14 protein-coding genes are annotated in these 12,737 nt (G+C 70.4%); 7 read left to right on the plus strand and 7 right to left on the minus strand.

Features of this window, described 5'->3' with window-relative positions; all coding sequences use genetic code 11:
• Positions 1-1,350: MFS transporter (locus ACOADB_RS22410; RefSeq protein WP_378603839.1), on the minus strand; the 1,350-nt coding region annotated here is incomplete at its 3' end.
• Between the two features lie 107 nt (positions 1,351-1,457).
• Between ACOADB_RS22410 and ACOADB_RS22415 the strand changes: the two genes are divergently transcribed.
• Entirely contained in the window at positions 1,458-2,024 is a 567-nt protein-coding gene (locus tag ACOADB_RS22415; RefSeq protein ID WP_378603842.1) for a TetR/AcrR family transcriptional regulator, read from the plus strand.
• Positions 2,025-2,061: 37 nt separating this feature from the next.
• Here ACOADB_RS22415 and ACOADB_RS22420 read toward each other — a convergent pair whose 3' ends face one another.
• From ACOADB_RS22420 to ACOADB_RS22435, 4 genes are all read right to left on the minus strand, one after another.
• The gene (locus ACOADB_RS22420; protein ID WP_378603844.1) at positions 2,062-3,375 is read right to left on the minus strand and encodes an Ig-like domain repeat protein; all 1,314 of its coding nucleotides are present in this window, start codon (positions 3,373-3,375) and stop codon (positions 2,062-2,064) included.
• Positions 3,376-3,454: 79 nt separating this feature from the next.
• Positions 3,455-4,201, minus strand: a complete 747-nt coding sequence (locus ACOADB_RS22425; protein WP_378603846.1) for a phosphoglyceromutase — start codon at positions 4,199-4,201, stop codon at positions 3,455-3,457.
• On the minus strand, positions 4,201-4,878 hold the full coding sequence (locus tag ACOADB_RS22430) for a hypothetical protein (RefSeq protein WP_378603849.1): 678 nt from the start codon (positions 4,876-4,878) through the stop codon (positions 4,201-4,203). Before ACOADB_RS22430 ends, ACOADB_RS22425 begins: the two co-directional genes overlap by 1 nt.
• A gap of 115 nt (positions 4,879-4,993) precedes the next feature.
• Positions 4,994-6,109, minus strand: a complete 1,116-nt coding sequence (locus ACOADB_RS22435) for a UbiA family prenyltransferase (RefSeq protein WP_378603852.1) — start codon at positions 6,107-6,109, stop codon at positions 4,994-4,996.
• 261 nt (positions 6,110-6,370) lie between these two features.
• On the opposite strand from ACOADB_RS22435, the gene ACOADB_RS22440 reads away from it, so the two are divergent.
• Entirely contained in the window at positions 6,371-6,856 is a 486-nt protein-coding gene (locus tag ACOADB_RS22440; protein WP_182377685.1) for a CarD family transcriptional regulator, read from the plus strand.
• A gap of 45 nt (positions 6,857-6,901) precedes the next feature.
• On the plus strand, positions 6,902-7,498 hold the full coding sequence (locus ACOADB_RS22445) for a 2-C-methyl-D-erythritol 4-phosphate cytidylyltransferase (protein ID WP_378603855.1): 597 nt from the start codon (positions 6,902-6,904) through the stop codon (positions 7,496-7,498).
• A gap of 21 nt (positions 7,499-7,519) precedes the next feature.
• On the opposite strand, the gene ACOADB_RS22450 is transcribed toward ACOADB_RS22445, so the two are convergent.
• The gene (locus ACOADB_RS22450; protein WP_378603858.1) at positions 7,520-8,194 is read right to left on the minus strand and encodes an IspD/TarI family cytidylyltransferase; all 675 of its coding nucleotides are present in this window, start codon (positions 8,192-8,194) and stop codon (positions 7,520-7,522) included.
• A 126-nt stretch (positions 8,195-8,320) separates the two neighbouring features.
• Between ACOADB_RS22450 and nirD the strand changes: the two genes are divergently transcribed.
• On the plus strand, positions 8,321-8,692 hold the full coding sequence (gene nirD, locus ACOADB_RS22455; protein ID WP_378603861.1) for a nitrite reductase small subunit NirD: 372 nt from the start codon (positions 8,321-8,323) through the stop codon (positions 8,690-8,692).
• 33 nt (positions 8,693-8,725) lie between these two features.
• Here the strand turns inward: nirD and ispF are convergent, their stop codons facing one another.
• Positions 8,726-9,253, minus strand: a complete 528-nt coding sequence (gene ispF / locus ACOADB_RS22460; protein ID WP_378603864.1) for a 2-C-methyl-D-erythritol 2,4-cyclodiphosphate synthase — start codon at positions 9,251-9,253, stop codon at positions 8,726-8,728.
• 32 nt (positions 9,254-9,285) lie between these two features.
• On the opposite strand from ispF, the gene ACOADB_RS22465 reads away from it, so the two are divergent.
• From ACOADB_RS22465 to cysS, 3 genes are all read left to right on the plus strand, one after another.
• Complete coding sequence (locus tag ACOADB_RS22465; protein ID WP_378603867.1) at positions 9,286-10,824, plus strand: molybdopterin-dependent oxidoreductase; 1,539 nt, start codon at positions 9,286-9,288, stop codon at positions 10,822-10,824.
• Positions 10,821-11,573 (plus strand): SDR family NAD(P)-dependent oxidoreductase, encoded by a 753-nt coding sequence (locus ACOADB_RS22470; protein WP_378603870.1) that lies wholly within the window; start codon positions 10,821-10,823, stop codon positions 11,571-11,573. Before ACOADB_RS22465 ends, ACOADB_RS22470 begins: the two co-directional genes overlap by 4 nt.
• A gap of 56 nt (positions 11,574-11,629) precedes the next feature.
• Positions 11,630-12,737 (plus strand): cysteine--tRNA ligase (cysS, locus tag ACOADB_RS22475; protein ID WP_378603901.1); only part of this gene is annotated, 1,108 nt, incomplete at its 3' end.

Here is a 12,737-nt window from a genome sequence, read left to right on the forward strand (position 1 = left end):
CGCGGCGATGATCGCGGCCGCGGCGAACCCGGCGTGTGCCCCGGCCAGGAAGTCCCCGGGAACGTTGTGTGAGGCGTAGACCGACGCGACCACGGCCAGGCCCACCGCGCCGCCCAGCTGCTGCATGGTCTGCAGCAGGCCGGAGGCCGCACCGGCGTGCTCGGGCTCGACGCCGAGCAGCGCGAGCGAGGTGATCGGCATGAAGCTGCCGCCCATGCTCAGGCCCATCAGGAGCAGGGCCGGGAAGATGCCGGTCCAGTAGTTCGTCGTGGAGTCGATCTGGAGGAGGAAGATGAAGCTGGTGAGCGTGCCGGTGGCGCCCGCGACGATGATCGGCGGCTGCCGGAAGCGGGCGACCAGTCGTGGGGTGATCCGCGACATGGTGAACACGCTCAGCGGGATCGGCAGGAACGCGAAGCCGGTCTGCAGCGGTCCGTAGCCGAGGTCCTCCTCGAAGTACTGCACCATCAGGAAGAACGTGGCCAGCATGCCGCCGTACAGGCCGGCCATGGTGACGAGGGTGGCCACACGGGAGCGGCTGCGCAGCAGGTCCAGGCGCAGGAGCGGGTGGCTGTGACGGGTCTCGGTGAGGACCAGGACGATCGCGAGGAGGGCGGCGAGGGCGAGCCCGGCGATGGTCGCAGCGGATCCCCAGCCTTGCTCGGGCGCCTTGATCAGGGTCCACACGAGGGCGACCGCAGCGCCGGTGGCGCTCACGGCACCCACGACGTCGAAGCGGCCCGGGCGACGGGGAGTGTCGGCGACGTACCGACGCACGGTGAGCAGGACCGCGATCCCGATCGGCACGTTGATGAAGAGGGTCCAGCGCCACGACAGCAGGTCAGTGAGGACGCCGCCCAGCAGCATGCCGAGCGCGGCGCCACCCGAGGAGACGGCGGTGAACAGGGCCAGCCCGCGGTTGCGGGCGGTCTCGTCGCGGGCGGTGGTGGTGATCAGGGCGAGGACGGACGGTGCGGCGACGGCGGCGCCGACGCCCTGGAGGGCGCGGGCCGTCACGAGCATCCACGGTTCGGTGGCGAGGCCGCCGAGCAACGAGAAGAGGGTGAAGACGGCGAGACCGGCCCAGAAGACCGTGAGTCGGCCGAAGACGTCGCCGAGCCGCCCGCCGAGGAGCAGCAGCCCACCGAAGGCCAGCGCGTAGCCGTTGAGGACCCACGACAGGGACGCGGGGCCGAAGTTGAGGTCGGTGGCGATGTGGGGGAGTCCGACGTTCATGACGGCGGAGTCGAGGACCAGCATCAGCTGGGCGAGCAGAACGATGGAGATGCCGGCGGACGTCGTGCGGTCGGTGGACCGCGGCGCCGCTGGGGAGAGCGTGGTGGAAGACAAGGGTGATGTCCTGTTCTGGTCGGGGTGACCGGGGTACTCTTTAGCGGAGGGTGACTCCGGTTGCTCTTCCACGATACGGAGGGTGTCTCCGTTTAGCAAGGAAAAAGGTGAACTCGTTGCGCGCCGATGCCGTCCGCAACCGTGAGCACATCGCGGACATCGCCCGTCAGCTCTTCCGCGAGAAGGGCTACGACGCCGTGTCGATGGATGAGGTCGCCAAGACCGCCGGGGTCGGAGTCGGGACGCTCTACCGACACTTCCCGACCAAGGAGGCCCTGTACGACGCCGCCATCCAGGCCTGGGTCGAGACGGTGAATGCCGCGGCGGCGAAGTCACTGGCCGGCGAGGGCAGTCCGCGCGACCGGCTGCTCGCGTGGTTCGATGCGTACGTCGAGTTCCTCACCCGTCACAAGGGCGCTGCGTGGCGGATCACCAGCGCGCTGGGTGACGAGGGCTCACCCTTCGCGGCGAAGTGCCGGACCTACCTCGACGCGAACCAGCGGGTCATCGATGCGCTGGCCGCCGAGGGCTCGATGCGCCGCGACGTCGACGCCATGCAGCTGTGCCGACTCGTGGGTGGCGTCGCCGCGGTCGTCGACAACAGCGATCTCGACCCGGTGGCAGCGAACGCGATGCTGGCTGTCGTGGCCGACGGGGTGTTGGCCGACAGGTGAGGTTCGCCGGCCAGCCGGTGAAGCCCGGTGTGCGACCTCAGCCGATGAGGTTGCCACGTGCCGACGAGGCTGTGTTGTTCGCGTCTCCGGAGTAAGCGGCGACGTAGCCGCCGTTGAGGGTCAGCCCGAGCCGCTGGGCATTGGCATCGCACGTCGCGACGCCCTGGGCGTCCGTCGTGGCGGTGCAGAGCAGGGTCTTGCCGGTGGTGAAGGTGACGGGGTAGCCCGCCACCGGCCGGCCGTTGCCGGTCAGTGTTGCGCGCAGGACTGCCTTGGGCAGCAGCCACGGGTTCAGGCCGAGGAAGACCGGCGCCGCGGTGAGCGTCGTCGTACGACGCGTGACGACGAGAGGGCCAGGGTTGGCGGCGGTGCTGGGTACGAAGGCGGCGGTCCCGGTGAAGCGGGCGCCGACCGTGTGGGTCCCGACGGCCAGGTCTGCCCTCTCCAGCACGGCGGAGGAGACGCCGTCGCCCGGATTGCCGACCGGTGTCACCGGCACCTCCACGCTGTGGCCATCGATCCGGAACGTGACCGAACCCGACGTCGGCGCTCCCAGGGCAGTCACGTCGGCGCGCACGACGGCCTCGATCCGTACGTTGTCGCCGTACGTCGCCGGGGCCGGGGTGACCGACAGCTCCGTGGTGGTCGCGACCTGGTGGACCTCGAGGTCGCGGGCCAGGTAGTCCCCGTCGTAGCGGCTGTCGCCCGAGTAGATCATCACCAAGTCAACCAGCCCGGCCGGGAGGTCGGTCGTGGTCAGGGTTGCCGTGCCGTCAGGCCCGACGGGGCGGACCGCGAGGTTCGTGTGGTTGTAGCGGAAGGTCACCGTTCCGCTGGGCGTGGCCGCATCCGCCGCCGTTGCAAACGGGGTGTCGACCGTGGCGGTGAGCGTGACGCGCTCGCCTGCCCAGATCCACTCGGGTGTCGTGGCCAGGGCCAGTGCCGAAGGGGTCTTGTCCACCCAGATGTCGTAGGTGTAGGTCGACGGGGCGAACCGTTCGTTGCCGGCGTAGGAGAGGACGAACTCGTAGTCGCCCGGCTCCAGCAGTGGCAAGGGGACGACGGCCTCGCTGGCGGGGATGTCGTCCGGCGTGGGACTCAGCGTGCCTCCGCCGATGCGTTGGCCGTCGATCTCGACGGACACCGTGCCGTCGGGCGGCACTCCGGTTTCGCTGATGACCCTGACGTTCAACGAGTCGGACTCGCCGTAGTGGATGAGCGTCGACCTGCCATCCAGGTAGATGCCAGTCTCCGCAGGCGTGCCTTCGGCGCGCGCCGGTGCGAGCGGCACCAGTCCGGCCGCCACGAGGGGCAGGGACAGGACGATGGCGGAGAGCAGGCGTCGGAGCACCGTCAGATTGAATCAGTCTGACGGCGTGTGTGGACCCGAACGGCAAGGGTCCGTCGAAATCGGACTGTGGTGTCTCTGGTCAGCGGCCCTGGTTGGCCACGGCCGCCGCAGCAGCTGCAGCCGCTTCGGGGTCGAGGTAGCGCCCGCCAGGAACGGTCGGCGCGAGGGTGGTCTCGTCGAGCTCGTAGACCAGCGGCATGCCCGTGGGGATGTTGAGCCCGGCGATGTCGGTGTCGCTGATCTGGTCCAGGTGCTTCACGATCGCGCGCAGGCTGTTGCCGTGGGCAGCGACCAGGACGGTGTTGCCGGCCCGGAGGTCCGGCACGATCCCGGCATCCCAGTAGGGGAGCAGGCGGGTGATGACGTCCTTGAGGCACTCGGTGCGCGGCAGCTCATCGCCGAGGTCGGCGTACCGGGGGTCGGCGGACTGTGAGAACTCGCTGCTGTCGTCCAGCGGCGGCGGCGGGATGTCGAACGAGCGGCGCCAGAGCATGAACTGGTCCTCGCCGTACTGCTCGCGGACCTGCGCCTTGTCCTTGCCCTGCAGGTCGCCGTAGTGGCGCTCGTTGAGGCGCCAGGAGCGGCGGACGGGGATCCAGTGCCGGTCGGCGGCGTCGAGGGCGAGCGCAGCGGTGTTGATCGCCCGGCGCTGCAGCGAGGTGTGGAGGACGTCCGGCAGCAGGCCGGCTTCCTTCAGCAGCTCGCCGCCACGGACGGCCTCGGCGCGGCCCTTGTCGGTCAGGGCAACGTCGACCCAGCCGGTGAAGAGGTTCTTCGCGTTCCATTCGCTCTCGCCGTGGCGGAGCAGGATGAGCGTGAACGCCATCAGTGAGCGCCCTCCGGAGCGGGGGCTTCGTCGGCGCAGTTGAAGCGGGCGTCGCCGCCCTCCTCCGCGTGCTCGTCCCCGGCGTGCTCCGACTCCTCGGCGTGCTCTTCCTCGGCAGCAGCGTCGGCGGCCTCGCCGTCCTCGGCGTGGTCCGACTCCTCGGCCTCGCCCTCGGCTGCCTCGGTCGGGATCTGGGTGTACTGGAAGCAGTTCTTGACGACCGGGACGTTCAGGCTGACCGTCTCGCCGGTGCTGAAGCCCAGCTCGAGGGTGACGACGTCGCCGGCGGTGAAGTCGCCGGTCACGGGGATGACGGCGTCCTCGGCGAGGTTGACCGCCTTGCGGCCGGGGATCTCGACGGCCTCGAACTTCGCGGTGGCCTTGCCCTCGGGCGACGTCACCGAGTCCAGCGCGGCGTCCTTGTCGAGGTTGTTCGCGAGCGACCCGATCAGGCGGCCCTTGCCGGTGGCGGAGGCGAGCAGCCGGATGCCGAGGGCGTCGACCGTGGCCTCCCGGTTGTTCTCACCGGCAGCGATCGTGTTGACGCGGTCGGTGGGGTAGTCGAAGCCGCAGGACGACAGGGTCATGGCGGCGGGCACGAGGGCCAGCAGCAGTCCGGCGATCGCAGTCGGGCGCAGGTGGTGCATCTCGGCAGGCCTCCGCAGCTCTCTCTTCATCGGCCGTTGCAACGGCCCCTGGTTCCGGGTCGGTGCTCCCGGTGGCGTACGCCGCGGGAGCGGCCACACTCTAGCGGTCTCCGGCATCGGCGAGGCGTCCGGCTCGGACTGATGGTCAGCGGCTGAGGCCGACCTTGGCGCCCATCACGACGAGCAGGATGGTGATCACCGCTGTGTAGAGAGTGGCGAGGGCCAGCAATCGCGTCGCCCCGAGCTTGAGGCCCAGCTTGAGCGGCAGATAGGTCCAGCCGTCCTCGTGGTCGGCAACCAGGCCCCACACGGCGCGCAGGAAGTGGATGCCGATGCCGAGCAGGGCCGACAGGACCACGATCGACGTCTCGGGGGCACTGCCGACGGCCTGGCCTCCCCAGCCGCCATAGGACAGGTACGCGGGCAGCAGCGCGAACGACGCCGCCCACGACCACCACGAGAAGAAACCGGTGCGGAGCACGATGTTGCCGAGCATCCCGACGGCGACCGCTGCGAGGTACAGGCAACCGGCGCGGATGCCGGTGGTGATGGACAACGGCACGAGCAGCAAGGTCGCCACCACGATCGCGTACCAGACCGTCTCGGGCTGGAGGCGTCCCATCGCGAGCGGCTTGCCCTTGAGGTCGTGGGACTTGTCGCGCTGGCGGTCGACGATGTCGTTGTGCCAGCCGAGGATGGTCTGGCCGACCAGGACGGCGAGGAGTACGACGCCCGCCTCGCGGGCCGGGCGGCCGGCGATCGCGGCCACGAGGCCCATCGCGACAGCGGTGCCGATGGCCTGCTTGGCGTGCGCCGCCTGCAGGAGCTGCAACGGGACGACCTCGGCGGGATTGCGGCCGCCGAACAGCACACCGACCAGGCCGGTGGCCGGCTCGTAGGTCGGCTCGACGACGCCGCCGTAGAAGTCGTCGTCCTCGTCCTCGGCGTCGGCTTCGGCGTCATCAACCTCGTCGAGCCCGGTCTCCGCGTCGGGATCGAGGTCGGCCTCGAGTGCGGCGTCGTCCAGGTCCGGCTCTGCCTCCGACTCTGCCTCCGACTCGGCCTCGAGGTCAGGGTCGAGGTCTGCGTCGAGGTCAGGTTCGAGGCCCGCATCCGGGTCCGCGTCGAGGTCCGCCTCGAGGGGAACCTCGGCGGCCGTCCCCTCGGGCGCGGACGCCTCCGCGGGGTCGACCTGCTCCTCCACAGAGCTGGTGTCCTCCCCGGCAGGGCGGCCGCGTCGCCAACGCTGCGTCTTTGCCATGCCGAGCAGTATTGACCACGGTCCGGCCCCGTGTGCGCGGGCCCGCCGAAACGTCCGTCCCACATCGATGTCGGTCCGATGGCCGGTGGGGGGTCGTCGTACCCCGGTCAGGTGATCTGTCTCACGGGGCAACCGTGCTGGCCGAACACACCTCACCCCCGTTGTCAAGCCAGCTATTGCGGCCCTGACCTGCGCAAACGCTTTCTGGGACTGGCCCGGGGCGTGGTAGCATAGGTCACCCTAGGAAGGGGCTTTTCACATATGACTTTCACCGTCGGCGAAACGGTCGTCTACCCCAATCACGGGGCTGCGGTCATCGAAAACATCGAGATGCGGACGATCAAGGGGGAACCTCGGGAGTACCTCGTTCTCCGGATCGTCGCCCAGCAGGACCTGGTTGTCCGGGTTCCTGCCTGCAACCTCGATCTTGTCGGGGTCCGCGACGTGGTGGACAAGGAAGGCCTGGACCGTGTGTTCGGCGTTCTTCGGGCCGAGCACGTCGAGGAGCCGACCAACTGGTCGCGTCGCTACAAGGCGAACCTCGAGAAGTTGCACAGTGGCGATGTCATGAAGGTGGCCGAGGTCGTCCGCGACCTGTGGCGCCGTGAGCGTGACCGTGGCCTGTCGGCCGGCGAGAAGCGGATGCTCGCCAAGGCTCGTCAGATCCTCGTCTCCGAGCTCGCGCTCGCTGAGCACACCAACGAGGACAAGGCCGAGACGATCCTCGACGAGGTCCTCGCCTCGTAGGGTCCGCCCCGATCTGAATCGACGACGTCATACGGTGGGGTTCTGATGAACCCGCATCCGTATGACGTCGTCGACATTTACGCCCCTGTCTCGGGGATGGTGGTCGACGAGGGCCGGGGCGCCCTGCCGTACCACCTGATCCATGGTGAATCGCTCGTCGCTGCCGCCGCCTGGGCCGCAGGCGAGGCGCGGGTCGACCTGATCGACCAGAGCGTGCCGTGGGAGTTCGTCGCCGAGCGTGGCGAGGCCGTGCTGCTGCACGACCCGCTGTGCCCGATGACCCCGCCGGCCTTCCTCGCCCGCTGCGCCGACAAGGCCGGGGTCGAGGACCGGATCATCGTCGGGGTCCGTCCGGTCACCGACACCGTCAAGGTCGTGGACGACGGCGCCCTGGGCGAGACGGTCGATCGCGACCAGCTGGTCGCGATCTGCTCGCCGGTGGTGCTGCCCGCCTCTGTCGTGGAGGACCTGTTCGGCGAGGGCGGAGACCTGCCCTCGACCGACTTCGTCGAGCTGGTCGCGCTCCTGCGCGAGCGGTACGGCGACGAGCGGGTCGCGTTCGTCGAGGCGCCTCCCGAGGCCCGACGGGTGTCCTCGGACGAGGACATCGCGGTCCTGGCCGCCCTGACCGACCGGCCCTGACGGCCCTGATTGGCCGGCCGGCTACTGCTCGAGCAGTGCCTCGGCCACCGGCAGGTCCTCGGCGAAGGTGACCTTGAGGTTCCTCGCCCCGGCGGGGACCGCCCGGATGGTGCCTGCGCCGGGTGCGAACCGGTCGAACGCGGCTGCGGTGTCGGTCCCGTCGAAGCCGGCCGCTGTCGCCGCGGCGTAGGCCGCGATCAGTGGTGCGGCCCGGAACGCCTGCGGTGTCTGGACACCGACGAGGGCCCGGTCCGAGCGGGGGAACAGGCCTGCCAGTTCGAGCGTGGGTACGGCGCCGCCGTACTCCCGGGCAATGGTGATGACCTGCGCGAACAGGTCGGCGCGGGCGAGCGGCCGGGCGCCGTCGTGGATGGCGATGACGTCGATCTCGCCGGCGGCGACGCGGGGAGCGAGCAGGTCCAGGGCCGCCTGCTCGGAGGCCTGGCGAGTGGCGCCGCCGTCGATGAGGAGCACTTCCCGGTCCCCGAGGTGAGGTGCCAGTGCCTCGGCGATCGTGGTGCGCTCGCCCGGTCGGCAGACCACGACGACGGGGTCGACGCCGGGGACGGACAGGGCGGTCTGGACGGACCAGGCCAGCAGCGGTCGGTCCCGCAGGGTCAACAACACCTTGTTCACGTCCGCGCCGACGCGGGTGCCGCTCCCGGCGCCGAGCACGACCACTGCAGCTGTTGGCACCGGCCGAGAGTAGCCCGATCGGGATGCCGGGCAGCGGCCGGGAGCCGAGCAACTGGGAGAAAGCGTTTTCCTCCCCGTTACACAGCGAAACGCTGGCGAGAACAACTCCGACCTACGTTCACAGGCATGACAGGTCGCGGGGCCGTGGAGGAATGGCAGCCGGTCTGCCGGATGGCCGAGCTCGAGGTCGATCGCGGTGTGACCGCGCTCGTGCATGGGCAGGCGATCGCCATCTTCCGGACGGGGGACGACGCGGTCTACGCGCTGGGCAACCACGACCCGTTCGCGCGGCATGCGATCGGCGGCATCTCGAAGGGCATCGTCGGCCGCCGCGGGGAGACCCCGTTCGTTGCGTCACCGGCGCATCGGCACGCCTTCGACCTGCGCAGCGGTCGGTGCCTCGACGACGTCCACGCCGCCGTTCCGGCGTACGACGTCAAGGTGGTCGAGGGCGTCGTGCTGGTCGGGCACCGCAAGGCTGCGGCAGCCTCCGCCTGACGCCGAATGGCGGACCGGCGGCCGGCGTCCTGGTCAGTCCGTCGTCGTGATCAGGGCGGTCGCGATCGCCGCGACTCCTTCGCCGCGACCGGTCAGGCCCAGCCCGTCGGTCGTGGTGGCGGACAGCGAGACCGGCGCACCCAGCACCCCGGACAGCGCGGCTTCGGCCTCCGCCCGGCGTGGCCCGATCTTCGGGCGGTTGCCGATCACCTGGACGGCGACGTTGATGACGGCGAATCCGGCCGCCTCGACCCGGCGCCGGGTCTCGCCGAGCAGGGCGGCTCCGCTCGCGCCGGACCACTCCGGCTCCGCCGTACCGAAGTTGCTCCCGAGGTCGCCGAGGCCCGAGGCCGAGAGCAGTGCGTCGCAGACGGCGTGGGCGGCGACATCGGCGTCCGAGTGCCCCTCGAGGCGCTGGTCCTCGTCGGGCCAGAGCAGTCCGCCCAGTGCCATCGGGGCGTCGTCGGCCGTGCGCGGGACGAGGCGGTGGACGTCGGTGCCGATGCCGGTGCGCAGGCCGGCGAGCGCAGCGGCGACACTCCCGTTGGCGGTTGGGTTCACGCCCTGATCATGCCTGAGGGACAATCGGCCCTGTGAAGACATCCCGCGGTTGGTGGGCCTTCGCCGGAATCCTGTCCGGTGCGGTCGGCCTGGCCCTGAGCTACGCCGCCGCGGCGCTGCTCCACGTACGGGAATCCCCGGTCGTCGTGGTCGCCGAGGGGTTCGCCGACCTGACGCCCGGGTCGGTCGTGAAGTGGGCGATCGACACCTTCGACAAGGACGACAAGAAGATCCTCGTCCTCGGCATCATGCTGTTCCTGGCCGTCACGTTCGCGGTGCTCGGCCGGCTCGCCCGGACCCGCTGGTGGGCCGCGATGGTCGGCTTCTGCGCGCTGGCCGGCGTCGCCGTGGTCGCGGTGCTCGCCAAGCCCACCCCGAGCCCGATCGACTTCGCACCGATCGTCGTGGGCCTGCTCAGCTGGATCGTCGCGCTGGCGATCCTGGCGGAGTGGCTGCGGCGCTGGGAGATGGTCGCCGACGGCGACGAACCGGCCGTCGAGCCGATGCACACGCGCCGGCACTTCTTCATCGCCGCCGGTGCCACCGCCGGGTTCGCCGCCTTCGGCGGACTGATCGGACGTCTGGCCGGCAGCGCGCGCCGTCGGGCCGAGGAGAGCCGTCGGCTGCTGCGGATCGAGGGCATCACCGCACCGGACGTCCCCAACGGCGCCAGCTTCGACATCGAGAACGTCTCGCTCTGGCAGACGCCGAGCGAGGACTTCTACCTGATCGACACGGCGTTCATCAAGCCGACCATCGAGCCGGCCGACTGGCAGCTGCGGATCCACGGCATGGTCGATCGGGAGATCACGCTGAGCTACCAGGACCTGGTGTCCCGCGAGATCACCCAGGACTGGATCACGCTCAACTGCGTGTCCAACGAGGTCGGCGGCGACCTGATCGGCAACGCGTGGTGGAGCGGTGTCCGACTCGCCGCGATCCTCGCCGAGGCCGGACCGCAGGAAGGTGCGGACGCGGTGCTCCAGACGTCCGAGGACGGCTGGACCTGCGGCACGCCGCTGGGTGCGCTGATGGACGAACGCAACGCGATGCTGGCGGTGGCGATGAACGGCGAGCCGCTGCTGATCGAGCACGGTTTCCCGGTGCGCACGATCGTGCCCGGTCTCTACGGCTACGTGTCCGCGACCAAGTGGGTCGTGGACATGGAGGTCACCCGCTTCGACGAGATCGACGCCTACTGGACGAGCAAGGGCTGGTCCGAGCAGGGCCCGGTCAAGATCGCCTCGAAGATCGAGGTTCCCCACGACGGCGACGACGTGCCCGCGGGCGACGTCGTCGTCGCCGGTGTCGCGTGGTTCCAGCAGACCGGGATCTCCGCCGTCGAGGTGCAGGTCGACGGCGGCGCGTGGAAGCCCACCGAGCTCGCCGCCACCCCCAACATCGACACCTGGGTGCAGTGGCGGACCACGGTGGACCTCGACCAGGGCGAGCACCAGATCCGGGTCCGGGCCGTCGACAAGGCCGGCCACTCGCAGACCGGTGCGGTGGCCGACGTCCTGCCCGACGGCGCGACCGGCTGGCACACGATCGACGTCAACGCGAGCGCGTGAGCCCCCGCGTGAACACGGCTGACTTCCACGGTCTCGAAGGCGGGGCCCTCGTCATCGGCGGTTCCGGCGGTCTCGGCCGCGCGATCGCCGAGATGTTGATCGAGCGCGGGGCCCGGGTCGCCGTCACCCACCGGACCCGTCCGGTCGAGGTGGGCGTGGCGTCGTACGGACTGGACCTGGGGGACCCCGAGGAGGTGAAGCGGGTCGTCGGCCATGCGGCCGCCGAGCTCAGCGGGCTCCACACCGTCGTCCACGCCGCCGGGCCGCACGTGCCGATGGTCCACCTCTCCCGGGTCGCGCCGTCGGCCATGGGGGACCAGCTGCTCGTCGACGCCGCGGGCTTCTTCGCGGTGGCGCACGCCGCACTCCCGTTCCTGCGGGAGTCCCGCGGTTCGCTGACGGCCGTCACGACGGCCGCGACCTCGCGCTTCCCGGTCCGCGACGGCCTCTCGTCCGCGCCCAAGGCGGCCGTCGAGGCGATGGTGCGCGGACTCGCCGTCGAGGAGGGGCGGTACGGCGTCCGGGTCAACGCCGTCGGTCCCGGCATGCTGAACGACGGGATGGCCGAGCGGCTCATCTCCTCCGGCGAGCTCGACGAGCGGGCGCTCGAGGTCACCCGCGGCAACATCCCCCTGCGGACCTTCGGGTCGGCGGCCGACATCGCCGAAGCCGTGTGCTTCCTCGCCTCGTCCCGCGCCGGGTTCATCACCGGCCAGAAGCTGGACGTCGACGGAGGCTACTCCGCCTGAGCGGCGCGTCCGCCGACGATGCGTCGCAGATCCCCCGACTTCCCTAGACTTGCCCGGTGACCATCCGGCTCTATGACACTGCGACTCGCGAAGTGCGTGACTTCGTGCCCCTCGAGGCGGGCAAGGCGAGTCTGTACGTGTGTGGTCTGACGGTCCAGAGCGAGCCCCACGTCGGGCACGTCCGGTCGGGCGTGAACTTCGACGTGCTCCAGCGCTGGCTGCGTTTTCGCGGGTACGACGTCACGTTCATCCGCAACATCACCGACATCGACGACAAGATCCTCGCCAAGTCCGCCGAGCAGGGTCGTCCCTGGTACAACCTCGCCTACGCGATGAAGATCGAGCTGGACAAGGCGTACGCCGCGCTCAACGTCGCTCCGCCTACGTACGAGCCGGCCGCCACGGCACACGTCCCCGAGATCATCGTGCTGATCGAGGAACTGATCGCGCGCGGCCACGCCTACCCGGCGCCCAGCGATTCAGCCGCAGCCGGCGACGTCTATTTCGACGTGCGGTCCTGGTCGTCGTACGGCGAGCTGACCCACCAGGGCATCGACGACATGGAGCCCGCGGCCGACGCGGACCCGCGTGGCAAGCGTGACCCGCGGGACTTCGCGCTCTGGAAGGGCCGCAAGGAGTCCGAGCCGGAGACGGCGTCGTGGCCGAGCCCGTGGGGCCGCGGCCGGCCGGGCTGGCACATCGAGTGCTCCGCGATGGCGGGCAAGTACCTCGGTCCCGCGTTCGACATCCACGGTGGCGGTGTCGACCTGCGCTTCCCGCACCACGAGAACGAGCAGGCCCAGTCGCGTGCGGCCGGCGGCTCCTTCGCGTCGTACTGGATGCACAACGCGTGGATCACCACTGCTGGCGAGAAGATGAGCAAGTCGCTCGGCAACACCCTCAGCATCCCGTCGGTCCTGCAGCGCGTGCGCGGTGTCGAGCTGCGCTTCTACATGGCGGCGGCGCACTACCGCTCCCACGTTGAGTTCTCCTTCGAGGCCCTCGAGGAGGCGGCTGCCGGCTATCGACGCATCGAGTCGTTCCTCGAGCGCGCCGCCGCGGCGCTGGGCGAGGACGTCCCGCTCGGCACCCCGTGCGCCGAGTTCGTGACGGCGATGGACGACGACCTGGGCACGCCCGCCGCCGTGGGCGCCCTGTTCGACG

Origin of the sequence: Nocardioides sp. CPCC 206348 (assembly GCF_048654705.1) — a bacterium.
GTDB lineage: Bacteria > Actinomycetota > Actinomycetes > Propionibacteriales > Nocardioidaceae > Nocardioides.